This window comes from Kaistella jeonii, assembly GCF_000812865.1.
In the GTDB taxonomy this organism is placed as follows: Bacteria; Bacteroidota; Bacteroidia; order Flavobacteriales; family Weeksellaceae; genus Kaistella; species Kaistella jeonii.
Genome location: NZ_JSYL01000002.1, coordinates 170,092 through 191,677 on the forward strand (window position 1 = coordinate 170,092; position 21,586 = coordinate 191,677).

Sequence of the window (21,586 nt, forward strand, 5' to 3'; positions counted from 1 at the left end):
GCATATAAATTAAAGAAACGCATCTTTTCGGAGATGCGTTTCTTTTTGTTTCAAAGGCTATTTTACTTTCACATAAATGTGTCGAATATTATTAACACCGGTTTCTCTTTCATCAATTTCAATCTTTCCAATACTTTTAATTAACGGCAACAATTTTGCAAAACCAAAGTTTCGCGGATCAAAATCTGGTTTTTTCTTAATGATAAAACTGCCGAGATTTCCAAGAAAAGTCCAGCCTTCTTCGTCACCTAAATCGTTTATACTTTCCGTAATCAATTTAATGGTTTTAAAATCTACTTTACTAAGCGGTTCTTTTTTGCGCTTTGGTTTCTCCGTTTTTTTGGTAACCGTATTTTCAGGCTCTTCTGTGTGTTCTGTATTTTCTGTTTCTTCAGTGTTGTTTAAAATTTCCAAATAAATAAATTTATCGCAAGCAGAAATAAAAGGTTTTGGTGTTTTCTTTTCGCCAAATCCCATCACCATCATTCCGGCTTCCCGAAGTCTTGTCGCCAGTCTCGTAAAATCACTATCGCTGGAAACAATACAAAATCCTGTTACTTTTTCCGAATACAAAATATCCATCGCGTCAATAATTAATGCACTGTCGCTGGAGTTTTTTCCGGTCGTATAGCTGTATTGTTGGATTGGAGTAATGGCATTTTCGAGCAAAACATTTTTCCATCCAGAAACGGTTGGTTTCGTCCAGTCTGCATAAATCCTTTTAATTGTTGGAGTTCCATTTTTGGAAATTTCCTCCAACATTTCTTTCACATTTTTATAGGGCACGTTATCTGCGTCGATGAGGACTGCTAATTTTTGGTCGGTCATTATTTTTGAATTTATATAAGTTGTATGTCACTTGTAGCCAAATTTACGGCATTTATCTGAATCAATTATAAATGATGATAATCCGAAAGCCATTCCCTAATTTTGCAGCGTGCAAAACGACCGAAAAATAATTCACGTCGATATGGATGCGTTTTACGCTTCTGTGGAGCAACATGATTTCCCGGAACTGAAAGGCAAACCTTTGGCAGTCGGCGGTGGAATGTATGGTGTGGTTGCAGCCGCAAGTTATGAAGCCCGAAAATTTGGCGTCCGTTCTGCGATGCCGGGAAGACTGGCTTTAGAAAAGTGTCCGCACTTAATTGTTGTTAAACCCCGGTTTCATCGGTATAAAGAAATTTCACAGCAAATTCGAGCGATTTTTTACGAATTCACCGATCTGGTTGAACCCCTATCGTTGGATGAAGCCTATCTCGACGTGACTGAGAATAAAAAACACATGGAATCGGCGAACGATATCGCAAGAGAAATCCGCAAGAGAATTTTTGAAGAAACAGGATTAACTGCTTCTGCGGGGATTTCGATCAATAAATTTTTGGCAAAAGTCGCTTCAGATTATAACAAACCGAACGGCCAGAAAACCATCCATCCAACGCAGATTCTGGAGTTTATGGAAGAACTTCCGATCGAGAAATTTCATGGAATTGGAAAAGTGACGGCGAATAAAATGCATGAATTACATATATTCAAAGGAGCACATTTAAAGGAGAAATCTTTGGAAGAACTAATTCGCCTTTTTGGAAAGTCTGGAAACTACTATCATAATGTCGTTCGCGGAATACATAACAGTGAAGTAAAACCTCATCGCATCCAGAAAAGTGTGGGTGTTGAAGAAACTTTCTGGGAAAATTTATTGGATGAAGAAGCCGTTTTTAAACAACTTAAAATCATTAGTGAAGATTTAGAAACGCGTCTTTCCAACAAAGAAATCAAAGGAAAGTCTTTAACATTAAAAATTAAATACAAAGATTTCACAGTTTATACCAGAAGTAAAACACAAGAAATTTATTACGATAATGCAAAAGATTTTTACAAAACGGCCAAAAAACTTTGGGAACTTAGACCTTTTGACAAACCGGTTCGGTTATTAGGATTATCACTTTCTAATTTGAATACGCAAGAGAAAAAACAAATTTCTGTTCAACTGAAAATCCCTTTTGAGGAGTTCGAGTAAAAATTAAAAAAAACTCTCAAATTTTTTAGTGATAACAATTTATTTTCTTCTAAAAAAATTTGGGATAATTTTTGCTATCTGAAGATTTTTAAAACTTTACTTATGAACCCGACCATGATTCAGTTTTTCCATTGGTATTCCGAAGGAGATTCAAAATTATATGATGAAGCAAAAAATTCAGCGCCTTATTTAAAAGAATTAGGAATTTCTGCAGTTTGGTTTCCACCGGCTTATAAAGGTGCAGGTGGTGGTTACTCTGTAGGTTATGATCCCTACGATTTATTTGATTTAGGTGAATTTGATCAAAAAGGAACGATCCAAACAAAATACGGAACGAAAGAACAATATTTAGATTCTTGCAAAACTTTGCAGGAGAATGGCATTTCAATTATTGCAGATATTGTCCTTAATCATAAAGCAGGTGGCGACGAAAAAGAGAAGTTTCATGCGGTAAAAGTGAATCCTGAAAACCGTCAACAAAATATTTCTGAACCTTTTGAAATAGAATCTTACACTAAATTTACATTTCCGGGGAGAGGTGAGAAATATTCAAATTTCAAATGGAATTTTCAATGTTTTTCTGGAGTTGATTTTGCTGAAGGTCAGGAAAAAGGAATTTACCAAACCATCAATGATTATGGTGATGGTTGGGAAGAAATGATTGATGATGAAAAAGGAAATTATGATTATCTGATGTACGATGATATCGATCAAAGAAATCCTTTTGTACGCGAAGAACTGAATAACTGGGGAAAATGGTACCACGATCAGGTTCATTTTGATGGTGTTCGTTTGGATGCCGTGAAACATCAATCTCCCGAATTTTATCAGGAATGGCTTTACAAATTACGAGTTAACACGGGGAAAAATGTTTTCGCGGTTGGAGAATATTGGGCTCCGGGAGAATTGCCACTTTTGGAGAAATATATTGAAGCCACAGAAGGGTCTATGAGTTTGTTCGATTCATCATTGCACCGCAATTTTCATGTCGCTTCTTTGGAAGGTGCAGCGTATGATTTAAGAAAAATATTTGATGATACTTTGACTTTAGCCAACCCACTTTTATCGGTAACGTTGGTTGATAATCACGATACGCAACCACTGCAAGCATTAGAAGCGCCTGTAGAAAAATGGTTCAAACCTTTGGCATACGCATTAATTTTATTGAGGAAAGATGGTTATCCATGCGTTTTTTATCCCGATTTATTTGGCGCAAATTATACCGATAAAGACAAAGAAGGCAATGATCAGGAAATATTTTTAGATAAAGTAGAAAAAATCGAAGAACTGTTAAAAGCCCGTCAACAATTTGCTTACGGAAATCAGCGGGATTATTTTGAAGATGCCAATTGTTTAGGTTGGATTCGCGAAGGTGATGAAGATCATAATGGTTGCGCAGTTGTTCTAAGCAACAAAGATGCTTATACAAAAGCCATGGAAATGGGTAAACAATATGCGGGGAAAAATTTTTATGATTTTGTGGGTTGGTTTCCAGATAAAGTGACCATCGATGAAAATGGTTGGGGAAGTTTCCCAGTTCCGGCTGGAAATGTTTCTATTTGGGTTCCGGAAGATTAAATTCTTTTATTACTTCTTTAACATCAATTCCTTTTACAACACCTTACCTTTGCTCTTTAAAAGAGAAAAAATTATATGAATACATTTAACGTAAAAGCATACGGAACTACTTCTAAAGATGATGATTTGAAAGAAATGCAAATCGAACGGCGAGAACTTACCGCGACTGATATTGAAATTGAAATTTTATTTTGTGGCGTTTGTCACAGTGATTTGCATACTGCCAGAAATGATTGGGGCGGAACGAAATACCCTTCTGTTCCAGGACATGAGATCGTAGGAAGAATTACCAAAGTTGGATCTGATGTTACCAAATTTAATGTAGGCGATTTAGCCGGAGTTGGTTGTTTAGTCGATTCCTGCAAAGAATGCGAAAGTTGTAAGCAGGATTTAGAACAATACTGTTTAACCGGTTCCACCGGAACTTATAACGGTGCAGATAAACATTTGCAAGGTCATACGTTCGGAGGATATTCTGAAAAAGTCGTTGTTACTGAAGCATTCTGTTTGAAAATTCCAGAAAATTTAGACTTGAAAGCAGTTGCTCCTTTATTGTGTGCTGGTATTACAACCTGGTCACCTTTGAAACACTGGAATGTAAAAGAAGGCAGCAAAGTTGCAGTCGTAGGTCTAGGCGGATTGGGTCACATGGCGATTAAGTTAGCAAAAGGTTTAGGTGCAGAAGTAACTTTATTTTCTAGAAGCCCGGATAAAATTCAGGACGCTTTGGATTTAGGTGCAGATACAGTCGTGATTTCTACCTACGATAACGAAATGGAAAGTGTAAAAGGAAAATTCGATTTGATCATCGATACCGTTCCTTATGATCACGACATTAATCCTTATGTTGCTACTTTGAACATCAGTGGAACTTTAGTTTTGGTCGGATACATCGGTAAAATGGAAGAAGCATTATTTACTCCTCCTATGATTTTGGGAAGAAGATCTGTTGCGGGTTCTGTGATCGGTGGAATTAAAGAAACTCAGGAAATGCTTGATTTCTGCGGTGAACATAATATTTTGCCGGAAATCGAAATGATCAACATGCAGGATATTAATGAAGCTTATGAAAGAATGTTGAAAAGCGATGTTCGCTATCGTTTTGTGATTGATATGCAGTCTTTAAAAAATTAGAACTATTCGAAACTTATATAAATCCAGTTGAAATATTCAGCTGGATTTTTTTGTGAAATTATTTAAGAATCGCTTTTGCTACTTTTTGAGTTCCATCGATGGGTTCTGTAATTTTTAATCCTAAAATATCGGTAACAATCGGATAAACATTTACATTCTGAAATTCCCCAATTTCTTTATCTTTCTTAAAAGCTGGACCGAAAGCTACGAAAACCGCTTTCATTTCCGGAACCTCGTAAGGATTGTACCCATGTTTTCCGGATGAGGTTTTTTTGCCTTTTTCTAAAAATATTTTGGAAGGTTTCGGAACGATTAAAATTTGTCCGATTCTGTTGTAACGATCGTCTCGCTGGCCAAAATTTAATTTCCGTGGAAATCTTTTGTCCAAATAAACATCGTAGTTATTGGTTTTATTTTTCTTCAATGCCCTATAAACCGCTTTTACTTCTCCAGGATCTTTAACCTCAACCCGCAGTAAAGTTTGGGAATTATAGAAATCAAAACGTTTCTTATCAAACAAAATTTCTGGAATTTCAAGAGGTTTTTCAGTATCAACTTTTATCATTCCATGATCTGCTACAAAAATAAAATTAATATTTTTCAGACCTAACTCCTTTACTTTTTCCACTAATTTTTTAAGGGCATCATCTATTAAATGAACGGCTTTTTCGGTTTCCGGAGAATCTGGTCCGAAACGATGTCCTGCTGCATCCACTTCAGGGAAATAAAGAGAAATAAAGTGGGGCCGATTTTCCTCCGGTAATTTTAACCAATTGATCACCTTATCTACTTTTTCGTTTGGACTGAATTTCTCATGATAGTGGTAATAATAACTTGATCTCATTCCTCCCGCATCACTTGCCGAACCCACCCACATCATTGAAGCGGAAAGCACTCCTTCTTTTTCCGCCAAACTCCAAAGTGGAATTCCGCCGTACCAGGAACCATCTTCTGCATTTTCTTTGCTGCTCATGGCGTAGAATTTCTGCTTTTTGTAATCATAGAAATAATTATCGATCAAACCATGATGCGCAGGATACAAACCCGTAATTAAACTCCAGTGATTCGGGAAAGTAATGGAGGGAAAACTCGGAATCATGGCTTTTGCAGCAACGCCGATTTTAGCATAATTGAGAATGTTTTCAGCTTTATATTTTTTAGCATAATCATATCTAAAACCATCTGCAGATATTAAAATGACATAAGGTTTCGCAAGCGCTTCAACTGAATTTTTTCTGTTCGGTACAACAACTTGCGCGGTATCTGTTTGTGCAGATCCAACTATAAAAAGCACTGAAAACAAGAGAGCAAATAATTTTTTCATTGGTTCGAATTGGTTAACAAATGTAAAGGAAATCGATTAAAATAAGATGAACTAAATATTTTTAAAATTATAGATTTCTGCTTTACATTAGAGAAGAATTCGAGATTTAAAATATTGAATTTTATGACCTTCATAACAAAAATAGAAAATGAGTTAAATCTTGTTAAGAAAATACTACATTTGTGAAGATTTCTATTCTTTATTATGAAAAAACTTCTATTCTTCCTTTTCGTTGCAATTTCTTTGAATTCTTACGCTCAGCTTGATCGGGAGCATTGGTTTGCACCAATGATGGATGAAGTAGGAAATGGCAATCAATATCAGTCAATTTACATGTCAACAAACGAGGCTGTTCCCTTTAATGTTGATATTTATTCCAATAATGTAGTTGTTGCTTCAGTCACGATCAGCAAAAATAATCCTGTAAAATATAGCATTGCAAACGCACAAAGAGGCAGAATCATTACTACAAGCAATAGTGATCTTTTCAAGCCAGTCGCAATGGGATTTTATTTGAAAGGAGCTAAACCCTTTTTTGCGAGTTTAAGATTTTCCATAAAAAATCATGGAGAAATGCAAACTTCCAAGGGAACGGCTGCTTTAGGGACAGAATTTCGTGCGGTTATGGCTCCGATTACGGTAAGTAATGGAATTTTAAATTTCATGAATAGTATAATGGCAACCGAAGATAATACAAATGTTACCATTACAAATTTTGATCCCAATATTACTTTTTCAGATTTTGTTCCCAGAATACAATTTTCTTTCAAATTAAATAAAGGACAATCTTATATTATAGAAGGAACTGGCGACTATTCTGCAAATTTCACGGGATATATTGGTGCAAAAATAGTTTCAGATAAACCTGTAATTATTGCAAATGGTAATTTTAATGGGCAATATGCCGGAAATTTTGGCAGTTCATCAGATATTCTAATGGATCAGGGAGTTCCCATCGATAAATTGGGACAGGAATTTGTTTTGATGAAAGGAAATGGCGATCCAAGTTCCAACATGGAAAAAGGACTTATTTTAGCGACAGAAAATGGTACAGAAATTTACATCAACGGTTCTGGCACACCTGTAGCTACGTTGAATGCAGGACAATATTACGAAACAGATAATTCTGCATATATCAATCAGGGGTTCGGGAATTATAATATGTTTATTCGTGCTACCAAAAACGTGTATGTTTATCAATTATTAGCAGGAGCCAATAATTCATCAACAGAGGCGACCGGAGGTTTTAATTATATTCCACCATTAAACTGTTATCTTCCGAAAAAAATTGATGAAATTGGTAAAATTGAAGAAAATGAATATTCTTCCAATGGAGTTTCTTACAGTTTAACCGTTCCTACCAAACTCAATATCATCACTGAAAGTGGTGCTACAGTTGATGTAAAACGAAACGGAATTTCTTTATTATTAAATTCGAGTAATGGACCTTTCCCTGTTTTAGGAAATAGCAATTGGGTAACTTATTCTATTCCAGATATCACAGGAAATATTGCAATATTTTCCTCAAATGCAGTTACTGCAGGAATTTCTGCCGGCAATGATGCAGTAGGTTATGGTGGTTATTTTGCTGGATTTTCTTCCATTCCTTTAATTTTAAAAACTGATGGCGAATGTCTTCCTGGTGTAAAATTAGAGGTTACCGCAGGTTTCGATTCTTACGAATGGCTGATCAAAGTAGGCGCAACTTATGTTCCTGCGCCAGGAATCAACAATACTTTTGAGTATTCTCCAACCCAAGCAGGAATTTATGCTGTAAAAGTAAAGCAGGGGTCTTGTCCAGAAATTCAAACCAAAGATTACAAATTCTACAATTGTACCACTTATACCAATTATAATTATACGACTTGTACAAGTCAAGTTGTTCCGGTCAATTTTGCGTTAAGTTCTCAATTGGTAAACGTGCCAACAATAAAAATTGACACGCAACCTACAAAAGGAACCGTTGTTATAAATGCAAATGGAACCATTACTTACACAGCAAATCCGAATGCAACAGGAAGCGATACGTTCAAGTTTTCTTTTTGCGGATCAGGTGCAATTCCAGATTGCGAAACGGTTCAGGCGACGGTAAACTTGAATCAGATCGTAAAATATGATGTAACGCTATCGGAATGTACATTGACCGGAATTGCTACTTATGATTTAAGTTCAGCGGCAGTTTCTCCGGATGCGACTGTTACTAAAGCTTACTATCAAACTTTAAATGGAGCGCAAAACGAAATTCCTGCAGAATTGATTACCAATTTTACTAATTTTACAAGTGCAAATCGTTTCGTTTATGTACACATGAAAAATTCTTATGGTTGTACAACAGTTGCGACTATTGAATTAAAATCGAAATTAGCCGCAGATTTAAAACCGGAGCTTTTTACGAAAAGTACTTGCGATGAAGATCTGGATGGAATTATTGACGGTATTTATAAATTAGATTTAAATACCATTACTCCCATCGTTTTATTCAGTCCTTCAGATCATGTTGTTCGTTATTACGCCAATCAAACAAAAGCCAATGCAGGATTAGCAGATAATATAACAGGAATTTTTAGTTTTACTGCCAACATTTCAGTCTGGATAAGAGTAGATCCGAAAAATGGTTGTTCACCTGTTGTTAAAGAAATTATGTTAACAAGAGGAACTAAATACAGTATTTATGATTCTCCTCACTTAAATGTTTGCGATAATGATTTGAATAACACAGAAAATATAGATCTTTCATTTTTAACAAGTTTATTTACGAACGATACCACAGCAACCGTAAAATATTTTGCAACGTTAGCCAATGCTCAGAATAACACAGCTCCGATTTCAGCGGCACAAACAATTACGGGAGATAAAACATTTTATTACCGTTTCTCAAAAGCAGGTGTTTGTGATGCGATCGGAACGCTAAGTATCTCATTTAAAACTTCTACGCCTTCAACCCTTCTTCCGGCATCTGTTCCCGTTTGCGAGGGAAGTTCAACTACTTTAAATGTCGGTTCCGGTTATACAAATGTTCTTTGGAGTACCGGTGCAACTTCAACCACCATTACAGTTGGTGCTGGAACTTATTACGTAGACTTAACTAATGCTTCTGGTTGTGTTTACCGCCAAAATGTGACAGTAGTTGATTCTCCGAAACCCCAATGGAACATCGCAGCTTACAATGCCACAAATTGTGATGATAATTTTGATGGAATCATTAATATTAATTTGACTACCATAACTCCAGTGATTTTGCCAAACTTCGCTTTATTTACTGTAGAGTATTTTGCAGATGCAGCTTTCACCATTCCGTTACCAAATAACTGGACCTATTCTGCAAATACAACTATTTATGTTAGAGCAAAATCGACGGTTTGTCCTACAGAATTTAAAACAATTGATTTTAAAATTGGTGCAAAATTGCCTTTAATTAAAGATATTGTCGCGACAAATACTTGTGATAACGATTTGAACAATACCGAAAATATTAATTTACTAAATTATAGAAACCTCTTTACTTTAGATGCAACTGCGACTGTAAAATATTTTGCGACGTTAGCAAATGCTCAGAATAATACTGCAGCAATTTCAGCGGCACAAACGATTACTGGAGATAAAACTTTCTATTACAGATTTTCTAAAGGTGGAGTTTGTGATGTGATCGGAACTTTGAATATTACTTTTAAAGCTTCTACTCCTTCAACTCTTCTTGCAGCAACTGTTACAATTTGTGCAGGAAGTACAACTACTTTAAATGTCGGTTCCGGTTATACCAATGTTCTTTGGAGTACAGGTGCAACTTCAACCACCATTACTGTTGGTGTCGGAAATTATTTCGTCGATTTAACAAATGCTTCTGGTTGTGTTTATCGCCAAAATGTAATCGTAAAAGATACTCCAAAAGCACAATTTAATATTACCGCTTACAACGCTACGAATTGCGATGATAATTTCGATGGAATTATTAAAGTGAAATTTTCGACAATTACACCCGTAATTTTACCAAATTTTGCTTTGTTTACAGTGGAATATTCTTTATTCGCTAATTTCTCTACTCTTTTACCAAATGACTGGACTTACTCTGTAAATACAACTGTTTATGTTCGTGCAGTTTCTGCAATTTGTCCGACTGAAACCCGACAAATCGATTTTAAAATTGGTGCAAAATTGCCTTTAATTAAAGATATTGTCGCGACAAGTACTTGTGATAATGATTTGAACAATACCGAAAATATTAATTTAGGAAATTACAGAAACCTCTTTACTTTAGATGCAGCTGCAACTGTAAAATATTTTGCGACGTTAGCAAATGCTCAGAATAATACTGCAGCAATTTCAGCCACACAAACCATTACTGGCGATAAAACTTTCTATTATAGATTTTCTAAAGCTGGAGTTTGTGATATGATCGGAACTTTAAATATTACTTTTAAAGCTTCTACTCCAACTGCATTGCTCAATTCTTATACTGTTTGTGCCGGAAGTTCACAAACATTAAACGCGGAATCTACTTACACCGCATATCTTTGGAAAAAAGGAACAACAACAATTTCGACGACACGAACTGCGGTTCTCTCTGTGGGAGTTTATACCGTTTCATTCACAAATACCTCAGGTTGCGTCTTTACAAAAAACATCACCATTGTAGAAGCGCCGAAACCGATCTGGAAGGTTTCTACTTATAACGCTACCAATTGTGATGAAAATTTTGATGGAATTATTACCATTGATCTTTCAACAGTTACTCCAGTGATTTTGCCGAATTTTGCTTTCTTCACCGTAGAATATTTTACAGATTCAGCATTACAAAATCTGATAACAAATCCTACCAACTGGACTTACTCTGCAAATACTACGATTTATGTGAGAGCAACTTCACCTTATTGTCCGGCGGAGACCAAATCAATCGATTTTAAATTTGGGAACGATCTTCCTTTGCTTAAAAATGATGTGACTGCGAAGGTTTGTGATGATGATTTCGATGGAATTAAAGCGGTGAATCTGTCGACTTTCATTCCTGAATTTACAGCAGATTCTGGTGTAAGTGTTTCCTATTATAGCTCTTTAGTCGATGCTCAAAATAAAGTAAACCCAGTTTCAAATCCTGTAACGGTAACCACTTCTGGAATTTATTATTTAAGATTTCACAAAAATTTATTCTGCGATGCGATTGGTAAATTAACCATCAACATTCAAAAAGCAAAAAAATCAGAGCTACTTGAGAATCAAAAACTTGATATTTGTCCGGAAGCAACTGTAATTTTAGATGCAGGACCTGGTTTCGACAAGTATTTGTGGAGCACCGGAGAAAAAACGCAAACCATCGAAGTTCCTGTAGGAAGTTACTGGGTTGAATTAACTACTAATGGCTGTACTTACAAGCAAAATGTTTCTGTAAAAGCAGTTGCATTGCCAACAATTACGAGCATAGAAATTAAAGGTTCTACAGTTACAGTAACTGTTACGGGTGGAAATCCTCCTTATCAATATGCGATAGACAATGGTAGTTACCAAACATCAAATATATTTACCAATGTTCGCGGAGGTGATCATACGATTTACGTGATTTCGGCAGACAATTGTACGCCGGTTTCTGCAGATATTGATGTGGTGGAATTATACAATGTGATTACGCCAAATGGCGATGGAATTAATGATATCCTTAATTATTCTGCATTATTGAAAAAAGAGGAACCTTTCCTTCAAATTTATGATCGATACGGAAAATTAGTTTTCACAGGTGATAAAAACAACCGATTTTCCTGGGATGGGAAAGCCTTCGGAAAACTAGTCAATACAGAGAGCTATTGGTATATCATGAAATGGATCGAACCTGGATTCAATACTGTTACCCAATATAGTGGTTGGGTTCTCGTAAAAAACAGAGAATAAATAACATAAAATTCCTAAAACTAAAAAAGCCTGAATTCGAATTGAACTCAGGCTTTTTTATTTTGAGTGTGAAAGTTTTTAGAAATGGATCCTTAAAAATTTCTTTAAAAAGTAGAAAGCTAACGTATTGTATTACTGCTTTTACCCTTCAAACAAATCGTTGATTAGGGTATTGTTACAATCGATGCATTTTTTCATATTTGATTTAGATTAAAAATATCAGTTTTACTTTTCAAATTATACGTTTTAGACGCTATTTTATAGGTACAAAGCACTTAATTATTAGTATTAAACACCAATTTATCAGTCTTAGGCATCTATTTAGTCGTATTAAACGTCTATTTAGCAGTCTTAAACATCTATTTACTAGTCTTAAACGTCAATCTAGCAGTCTTAAACATCAATGTAGTAGTCTTAGATATCAATTTCTATTAAAACAACCTCATCAGAAGAATAATTGTTGAAGATTCTTCTACTTTAATATCACCAATCAATTCAACAAGTAGATCTATTTTATTGTAGATTTAAAAATATTTGCGTCAACTATCTTTTAGAAGAAAAAGTTACTTTTGTTACACCATTAATTTCATAAATGAAAAAATTTCTACTTGCTCTCTTAATCTTCTTTTCCTTATTTTCCCAAGCGCAGCTTGATCGGGAACATTGGTTTGGACCTATGGTTGATCGAGTAAGCAACAGTTCGACCGTAAATTACCAAACTATTTATATTTCAACTGGAGAAATTACTCCTTTCAAAGTAGATGTTTATTTCGATAATCTGGTTGTAGCAACTTACATGGTTAGCAAAAATAATCCTCAAAAACATATCATTTCATCCGCTGATCGAAATAAAATTATCATAAAAGGCAATGCGACCAATCCGACTGTTGGTTTATTTACACCTGTGTCGATGGGATTTTATTTAAAAGGAGAGAAACCCTTTTTTGCAAGTTTAAGGTTTTCAGTATTAAATCATGGCGAAATTCAAACCTCAAAAGGAACTGCAGCTTTGGGTACAGAATTCAGAGTTGTAGTGGCACCAATTACGGCTTCGACTGGATCGCTGAATTTCATTAATAGTGTAATGGCGACCGAAGATCATACCAAAGTTATTATTAATGAATTCAAACCCAATGTTACTTTTACTGACGAAATCCCCAGAACTGAAATTACATTTGAATTAAACAAAGGACAATCTTATATTATTGAAGGAACCGATAGTTACAGCGAAAATAGTACAGGTTATATCGGTGCAAAAATAGTTTCTGATAAAGCGGTTGTTGTAACCAACGGAAATTTCAATGGTCAATATGCCGGAAATTTTACCAGTTCATCTGATATCTTAATGGATCAGACGGTTCCTATCAATAAACTGGGGAAAACTTTTATTTTGGTGAAGGGAAACGGAGATAACAGCTTATCTGATGGTGGAATATTAACAACAATGGAACGGGCAATTATCGTAGCTGTAAAAGATAATACCAAAATTTATCTCAACGGAAGTGCGACTCCTGCTGCAACGATCAACACCGGCGAATTTTTCGAAACTCCGCCAAATAGTTATGTTGATCAAGGTTCCGGTCATTTCAATATGTCCATTGAGGCCACTGAAAATATTTATGTCTATCAACTTTTGGCAGGATTAAGCGGCTCAAGTAGTGTTGCAACTGGTGGTTTTAATTATATCCCGCCTTTAAGTTGTTATCTCCCAAGAAAAATAGATGAAATTGGATTCATCGATGAAAACGAGTATAGCAGTAATAATGTACCATACAGCGCAACAGTTCCTACAAAACTGAATATTATTACAGAAAAAGGGGCCACAATAACCGTTAAAAGCAACGGAACCGCGCTTACTCTTTCCCCTGCAAATGGTCCTTTTAACGTAACCGGAAACAGCAGTTGGGTTACTTATTCTATCCCTAATATTTCTGGAAACATCTCTTTAATTTCTTCACTTGCCGTTACAGCAGGAATAACTGCCGGAAATGATGCGGTTGGTTATGGCGGATTTTTCGCGGGATTTTCCTCCACTCCATTGATTAATAAAATTGAAGGCGACTGTCTTCCAGATGATGTGAAACTTGCTGTGATAGAAGGTTTTGATCATTATCAATGGTTGCAAAAAGTGGGAAATATTTATATTAATGCACCCGTTACTGTAAAACACCCTTCCAATACCGATTACTTTTATTATCCGCCACAAGCTGGGATTTATGCGGTGAAAATTAAACAAGGTTTTTGTCCCGAAGTTCAAACAGAAGATTACAAGTTTTTTAACTGTACGAATTACACTAATTATAATTATACAACCTGCGCCAATCAAACGATCATCCCAAAATTTGTTTTAAGCACTCAGACGATAAATCCTTCCACGGTTCAAGTCACGATTCCGCCCACAAAAGGGGTCGTAACAATTGCTGCAGATGGAACCATCACCTACAAAGCAAACAAAAACGAAACTGGAATTGATACTTTTCGTTATACTTTTTGTGGAGTTGGTGCAATCTCAGACTGCGAAGTCGTTCAGGCAACCATTCAACTTAATCAAGTCATAACCAATAATGTTGTCTTGAAAAAATGCAGCGCGATCAACAATGTCATTTTTAATTTGAATGATGCAATCTTAACTCCAGACAATACAGCGCTAAAAAAATATTATAGCGATGCGGCTTTACAAAATCAAATTCCAAATAATCAACTTGCGAATTATCTTGCTGTTGATGGCGATGTGGTTTACGTTTATATTAAAAATAATTTCGGCTGTGATGCTGTTGCGACCATCACTTTAAAAATAGATATTCCACCAATTGTTACCGAAAATCTTTATACCAAAAACCACTGCGATGAAGATTTAGATGGCATTATCGATGGGAAATACAAAGTAAATGTAAATTCCATAATTCCCTTTGTTGTTCCAAATCCTCTTGGTTTAAACATTCGATATTACGACAATGAGACAAAAGCAATCATTGGTGGAAGTGATAATATTACAGGAGTTTATGTTTTTACAAGTACTACTAATGAAATTTGGATCAGAGTTGATGCTCCAAATGTTTGTCCACCAGTAATCAAAAAAATCATCCTGCAAATTGGAACTAAATTAAATATTAATAATGCAGTGTCAGATTTTGCATGTGATAACGATTTCGATAATGAAGTGACCATCAATTTAGCCTCCTACATTTCACTTTTTACAAGTGATTCTGGTATTACGGCAATCTATTTTGATGATTTAATAAAGGCTCAAAAAAACTTCCCGGGTGAAAATATTTCGGCAAACAAAATCATAACTGGCAACAAAATCTTTTATTACCGATTAAAAAAACCTGGTTTTTGCGACGTTGTAGGAACATTAAATTTAAAAATCAGACAACCAAAAAAATCCACGGTTTTGGTGGATAAAGAAATTTGTACCATATCAAAAACCAGTCTTGATGCAGGTTTTGGTTTTGATGGATATCTTTGGAGCACCGGGGAAAAAACCCAGATTATACAAAACGTTCCATTGGGTAATTATTGGGTCGATTTATATTTCAATGGTTGTATTTACCGACAAAATGTTTCCGTAACAGCGGTTGAACTGCCAAAAATTATCCGCATCGATATTGTAGGTTCTACAGTGACTGTGAATGTTTCCGGCGGAAATCCTCCTTATCAATACGCGATCGACAATCTTAATTATCAGTCTTCTAATGTATTTTTAAATGTTCGTGGTGGTGATCATAAGATTTATGTAATTTCTGCTGATAATTGCATTCCGGTTTCTGTCGACATCAATGTGATTCAGCTCTACAACGCCATTACGCCAAATTATGACGGAATTAATGATATCCTCGACTACTCAGGTTTATTGAAAAAAGATGACGCTTCTCTGCAGATTTACAATCGATACGGACAATTGGTATTCAGCGGGGACAAAAACAATCAATTTATTTGGAACGGAAAATTTTCTGGCAGATTGGTAAATACCGGAACATATTGGTTCATAATTTCCTGGAAAGAACCTGGTCACGAAACATTTACCCAATATAAAGGCTGGGTTCTGGTAAAAAATAGAGACTAAAAACTGGCATTAAAAAACCTGAATTCTTTTTTGAATTCAGGTTTTCTTTAAAATTATCTCGAAGGTTTATAAAGTTTTTATTTCACTTAAGATCATCATCGTTTCTTCGTGAAGTTCATCTAAACCATCATTATTGTAAATTACAAAATCAGCGAATTTAATTTTGTCTTTTTCCGGCATTTGTTTATTCATCACCGCTTCAACTTCACGATATGTTTTCTCATCACGATCCATCACTCTTTTAAGGCGACAGTTATCATCTGCTGTCACCAAAATAGATTTGTAGCAACTTTGATTTAATTTTAATTCAAATAAAAGCGCAGTTTCTTTAAATATAAAAGGAGTTTTTTGCTGCGAAACCCATTTTTCAAAATTAATTTTTACTGCCGGATGAATTAAAGAATTCAGTTTTAAACGCAATTCTTCATCATTAAATATAATTTCACCCACATATCTGCGGTTATAAAAACCGTTATCATCGTAAGAATTTTCTCCTAAAAGAGCTTTGATGTTTTTCTGAAGTTCTGCATCGTCGTTAACGATTGTTTTCGCACGCACATCCGAGTAATAAACAGGAAACCCTGCTTCTTCTATGAATTTTGAGACGGTTGTTTTTCCGGAACCAATTCCGCCGGTAATTCCAATAATTTTTGCGTTTTCCCTGGGTTCGGGTTCGGCTTCTTCTTCTATCATAATTTTATAAGTTGTTCTATTTTAATAACCAAAAACTTCGTTCATGCTAAAAGTTTGGTCTAAGCGAATTCCTTTTTCAGTCATTTTCAAACTCGCCAGTTCGTTGTGTGCATCATGTTCAAAAAACAAAAGGTAATCATTATCAACACATTGCTTCAAAAACTTCGCTTTTTCTTCCATGGTTAAGAGCGGTCGAGTATCGTAACCCATCACATAAACCTGAGGAATATGTCCAACAGTCGGAATTAAATCTGCGGCAAAAACAATCGTCTTTTCCTGATATCGAATGACAGGAAGCATCTGTTTTTCGGTGTGTCCATCCACAAAAATGACATCCATTTTTAAATCTGGAGCGAAACCATAATTTCCATTTTGAGGTGTTGGGAGAAAATTCAATTGACCGCTTTCCTGCATCGGCAGAATATTCTCCTTCAAAAAACTTGCCTTTTCTCTCGGATTCGGTTCTGTTGCCCATTTCCAATGTTCTTCATTCGACCAAAAATGGGCGTTTTTAAAAGCAGATCTATAACCGCTTCTGTCGTCATTCCACTCAATCGCACCACCGCAATGGTCAAAATGGAGATGCGTCAAAAAAACATCAGTAATATCATCTTTTACAAAACCATATTTTTTCAGGTTTTTATCTAAAGTATCATCGCCCCAAAGAGAGTAATGTCCAAAGAATTTTTCGTCCTGTTTATTTCCCAGACCACAATCGATGAGGATCAGTTTTTTACCATCTTCCACCAAAAGTGAACGCGTTCCCAATTCAATCAAATTATTTTCATCAGCCGGATTTGTCCGTTGCCAAAGGGTTTTTGGAACAACACCAAACATGGCACCACCATCTAATTTAAATTTTCCACACTGTATAGGATAGAGTTTCATAAAATTTTATCTTTTAAATTCTTATCTATTTTTATTTGGGCAGCTTTTTCCGCCTTCCGTTCCCGCTATTTTTTTACCAATGCTTTTGCCAACGAAAAAAATGAGCTCCACTCAAGTCGGGCTGTAGATTTTCGCGACTTAAAAAAGAGATTTATAAATATAAGTATTTGCTCTTTTCACTTGGCTCTTTTTACTTGGCTCTTTAAAACAACTCATCCGGTCTTCTCGGCATCGTAATATTTAGATGTTTATACGCTTTTTCAGTCACTTCTCTTCCTCTTGGAGTTCGAATAATAAAACCTTCCTGAATCAAAAACGGTTCATAAACCTCTTCCAAAGTTTCCGGATTTTCTCCGATCGACGTTGCCAATGCAGAAATTCCCACCGGTTTCCCCCGGAAATTTTCAATCATCACACGCATAATTCTATTGTCCATATCATCCAACCCGAATTCATCGACGTTCAATGAGTTCAAAGCGAATTTCGTAATATTAATTTCAATTTCACCATTTCCTTTTATCTCAGCAAAATCCCGAACTCTTCTCAATAGAGCATTTGCAATTCTGGGCGTTCCACGACTTCTTCTTGCAATTTCCAAAGCAGCATCTTCATAGATTTTAACATCTAAAACGCGCGCACTTCTTTCAATGATCATTGATAAAAGTTCAATGGTATAATATTCCAATCGCGACTGAATTCCAAATCTTGCCAACATCGGTTTGGTCAACATTCCACTTCTCGTCGTTGCTCCAACCAAAGTAAAAGGGTTTAAACCAATCTGAACACTTCTCGCATTCGGACCACTTTCCAGCATGATGTCGATTTTATAATCTTCCATCGCCGAATACAAATATTCTTCTACAATCGGTGAAAGTCTATGGATTTCATCGATAAATAAAACATCATTTTCTTCTAAGTTCGTGAGCAATCCGGCCAAACTTCCTGGTTTATCCAAAACAGGACCTGAAGTTATTTTGCAACCAACTCCCAATTCATTCGCAATAATATGTGCTAAAGTCGTTTTTCCCAATCCGGGAGGACCGTGTAAAAGAACGTGATCCAATGCGCCACCACGGTTTTTCGCCGCTGCAACAAACACTTCTAAATTATCCAAAGTTTTGCGCTGTCCGGCAAAATCCTGAAAACTCTGCGGACGGATTTTTTCTTCTAAAATCAATTCATCCTCGGAAAAATTTTCTTGATCGGGATGCAAAAAATCGGTCATTTAATAAATTTGTTCAAAGATAGAAAATTTTAGAACGGAAATATTCTTCTATTTCTTTAAAATAAAAAAGTCAGAACTTACTTTTTCTCCTTCAATCTCCAAATTAATGTAGTAAACACTCGAAATCTAAAAGTCTAATATCGTAATTTTGCGCGATATGTTTTCAACACCTCAAAAGCAAAGAATTGCATTATCATCCTATTTCTTTTTATCTGGACTTTGTTTTTCTACCTGGGCTTCCAGAATTCCCACCATCAAATCTATTTTTAATCTTACAGAAGGAGATTTAGGAAATCTTCTAATGATCATGCCTGCAAGTGCCATTGTTGGAATTCCTCTTTCTGGCTGGTTGGTTGCAAAATATGATAGCAGAATTCCTTTGCAATTAGCGAGTGTACTATTCCTTTTGTCTTTATTTTCAATCGGTTGGGGATTTTCCTTGATTGGACTTGTAATTTCTCTTGTATTATTCTCAATTGCGCTCCGAATTATTAACGTCGCAATTAATACGCAATCACTCTCGATACAGCAAAAATTCAAGAAAAGGATCATGGGAAAATTTCATGGCGTCTGGAGCATTGGTGGTATTGCCGGCGTACTTTTCTCAACAATTATGCTCAAATATGAAGTCTCGATCTTCTGGCACTTTTTGATGATCATGCTTTTTGGGCTTTTGATAATTATTTGCATGTTTCCTTTCCTCATTAAAAATGATAAAGTCAAAACAAGTAATCCTTTCAAATTTCAAAAACCCAGTAAATACATTTCCCTGTTAGGATTCATGGTCTTTTTCGCTGCAGTTTGTGAGGGCGGAATGTACGACTGGAATGGCGTTTATTTAAAAGAAATCGTAAAACAGGAAGTGTTCACTTATGGGTACTTACTATTCATGGTTTGTATGACGATTTCCAGATTAACCATCGATAATTTGATGAGTAGATTTGGCATGCAAAAACTTTTCATTACAAGTTCAATCCTGATCATTTCCGGAGTTCTGATCGCAATAGTATTTCCCTTCCTTGTTCCGGTTCTTATTGGATTTTGCATGGTTGGTTTTGGAGTTTCCGGCCTTTTTCCTATGACTTTTATCCTCGCTGGGAAAGCTAAAAAATATTCAGTTCCCATTGTGATTTCCATTATCAGCACGTATTCTACGGTGGGTATGTTTTTAGGACCACCGATTATTGGTTATCTTGCAAGTGCGTTTGGATTGCAGAAAGCATTTATCACATTTATTGTCGCGGGAATCATGTTTATTCCACTTTCTAAAATGGTTTTTGATCATTTAAAGAAAACGAACTAAATTGATGAAAAAATTTACAGCACATTTAATTTTTTAACCACATAAGTCACATAAGTTTTAAGAAAAAATAATCTTAATAAAAAAGTTCACAAAAGATAAAAATCAAAGATTTTTAAAACTAATGTGCTCTAATAATTTTAAGAAATGTAATTTGCTAATGTGACTTATGTGTTTAAATTTCTTTTTGATAAAATCTATACTGCAATTTTAAAAACAACCTCATGAAATTAATCGGTCCTTTCAAACAAATTGTTACGCTTGCCAATCTTCCGTTGCGTGGAAAACTTTCTGATGATCAACTCGAAATCATCAATGATAGCGGACTTTTAATTAAAGAGGAGAAAATTGAAACCGCTGCTTCTTTTCAAGATTTAAAGAAACAATTTCCAAATATCGAAATCGAAAATATTGAAGGGGAACAAATCTGTTTGCCTGCATTTACCGATTCTCATACGCATATTTGTTTTGGTGGAAATCGCGCGAATGATTTTGCTATGCGAAACGCTGGAAAAACTTATTTAGAAATCGCAGAAAGTGGCGGCGGAATCTGGAGTTCTGTTCTACATACTAGAGAAGCGAGCGAAGAAGAATTATTAAAAACGACTTTAGAAAGAATCAACTTCCTGATTTCACAAGGAATTACGACAATTGAAATAAAATCCGGTTATGGTTTAGATGTTGAAAATGAATTAAAAATGTTACGCGTCATTAAAAAAGCACAAACTTTTACAAAAGCGACTTTAGTTCCAACTTGTCTTTCGGCACATTTAAAACCAAGAGATTTTGAAGGAAGTTCAGAAGAATATCTAAACTATATTATTACTGAAATTTTACCAAAAGTAAAAGAAGAAAATCTCGCAAAAAGAGTTGATATTTTCATTGAAAAATCTGCATTTCTACCGGAAGAAAGTAAAGCGTTTTTATTAAAAGCAAAAGAATTAGGTTTTGAAATAACCGTTCACGCCGATCAATTCACCTCAGGAAGTTCAAGAATCGCCGTTGAAGTTGGTGCAAAATCCGCCGATCATTTAGAAGCAACGATTGATGAAGATATTCAATTTTTAGCGAAATCTGAAACGGTGGCAACCGCACTTCCGGGAGCGAGTTTAGGCTTGGGAGAAAAATTTACACCTGCCAGAAAAATTTTAGATGCTGGTGGAATTTTTGCCATCGCCTCCGATTGGAATCCGGGTTCTGCACCGATGGGAAATTTGATTACTCAAGCGAGTATTTTAGCAACTTTTGAAAAATTATCTACGGCAGAAGTTTTGGCAGGAATTACTTTCCGGTCGGCCTTTGCGCTGAGTTTAGAAGATCGCGGAACTTTAGAAAAAGGAAAGAAAGCAGATTTCGTCACTTTTAAAACTGATAATTTCCAGAGTATTCTTTATCACCAGGGAAGTTTAAAAGCGCAATCTGTTTATATTGACGGCGAAAAAGTTTAAAAAAACCCTTATCTTTAAACCATAAAATTTACA

The 21,586-nt window shown here is 35.5% G+C and carries 12 protein-coding genes; 7 read left to right on the top strand and 5 right to left on the bottom strand.

Going from position 1 to position 21,586, the window contains the following annotated elements; all coding sequences use genetic code 11:
- Positions 1-57 precede the first annotated feature (57 nt).
- On the bottom strand, positions 58-828 hold the full coding sequence (locus OA86_RS03390) for an NYN domain-containing protein (RefSeq protein WP_039348885.1): 771 nt from the start codon (positions 826-828) through the stop codon (positions 58-60).
- Between the two features lie 142 nt (positions 829-970).
- Between OA86_RS03390 and dinB the strand changes: the two genes are divergently transcribed.
- From dinB to OA86_RS03405, 3 genes are all read left to right on the top strand, one after another.
- Entirely contained in the window at positions 971-2,020 is a 1,050-nt protein-coding gene (gene dinB / locus OA86_RS03395; protein ID WP_052257414.1) for a DNA polymerase IV, read from the top strand.
- A gap of 102 nt (positions 2,021-2,122) precedes the next feature.
- On the top strand, positions 2,123-3,598 hold the full coding sequence (locus OA86_RS03400; protein ID WP_039348890.1) for an alpha-amylase: 1,476 nt from the start codon (positions 2,123-2,125) through the stop codon (positions 3,596-3,598).
- A 75-nt stretch (positions 3,599-3,673) separates the two neighbouring features.
- The gene (locus tag OA86_RS03405) at positions 3,674-4,732 is read left to right on the top strand and encodes an NAD(P)-dependent alcohol dehydrogenase (RefSeq protein ID WP_039348893.1); all 1,059 of its coding nucleotides are present in this window, start codon (positions 3,674-3,676) and stop codon (positions 4,730-4,732) included.
- 58 nt (positions 4,733-4,790) lie between these two features.
- Here the strand turns inward: OA86_RS03405 and OA86_RS03410 are convergent, their stop codons facing one another.
- The gene (locus tag OA86_RS03410) at positions 4,791-6,056 is read right to left on the bottom strand and encodes an alkaline phosphatase family protein (protein WP_039348896.1); all 1,266 of its coding nucleotides are present in this window, start codon (positions 6,054-6,056) and stop codon (positions 4,791-4,793) included.
- A 204-nt stretch (positions 6,057-6,260) separates the two neighbouring features.
- On the opposite strand from OA86_RS03410, the gene OA86_RS15205 reads away from it, so the two are divergent.
- Together OA86_RS15205 and OA86_RS03425 are read left to right on the top strand one after the other, a co-directional pair.
- Positions 6,261-11,933: an FIDD domain-containing protein gene (locus tag OA86_RS15205; RefSeq protein ID WP_052257367.1), complete on the top strand. Its 5,673-nt coding sequence runs from the start codon at positions 6,261-6,263 to the stop codon at positions 11,931-11,933.
- 592 nt (positions 11,934-12,525) lie between these two features.
- On the top strand, positions 12,526-15,999 hold the full coding sequence (locus tag OA86_RS03425; protein ID WP_039348900.1) for a T9SS C-terminal target domain-containing protein: 3,474 nt from the start codon (positions 12,526-12,528) through the stop codon (positions 15,997-15,999).
- 66 nt (positions 16,000-16,065) lie between these two features.
- On the opposite strand, the gene coaE is transcribed toward OA86_RS03425, so the two are convergent.
- The 3 genes from coaE to ruvB form a co-directional block, all read right to left on the bottom strand.
- Complete coding sequence (gene coaE / locus OA86_RS03430; protein WP_052257368.1) at positions 16,066-16,692, bottom strand: dephospho-CoA kinase; 627 nt, start codon at positions 16,690-16,692, stop codon at positions 16,066-16,068.
- A gap of 21 nt (positions 16,693-16,713) precedes the next feature.
- Positions 16,714-17,580: an MBL fold metallo-hydrolase gene (locus tag OA86_RS03435; RefSeq protein WP_039348904.1), complete on the bottom strand. Its 867-nt coding sequence runs from the start codon at positions 17,578-17,580 to the stop codon at positions 16,714-16,716.
- Positions 17,581-17,782: 202 nt separating this feature from the next.
- On the bottom strand, positions 17,783-18,805 hold the full coding sequence (gene ruvB / locus OA86_RS03440) for a Holliday junction branch migration DNA helicase RuvB (RefSeq protein WP_039348907.1): 1,023 nt from the start codon (positions 18,803-18,805) through the stop codon (positions 17,783-17,785).
- Between the two features lie 157 nt (positions 18,806-18,962).
- Between ruvB and OA86_RS03445 the strand changes: the two genes are divergently transcribed.
- Positions 18,963-20,108, top strand: coding sequence for an MFS transporter (locus OA86_RS03445; protein WP_039348910.1), 1,146 nt, complete (start codon positions 18,963-18,965; stop codon positions 20,106-20,108).
- Positions 20,109-20,329: 221 nt separating this feature from the next.
- Positions 20,330-21,553, top strand: coding sequence for an imidazolonepropionase (hutI, locus tag OA86_RS03450; RefSeq protein WP_039348912.1), 1,224 nt, complete (start codon positions 20,330-20,332; stop codon positions 21,551-21,553).
- Positions 21,554-21,586 lie beyond the last annotated feature (33 nt).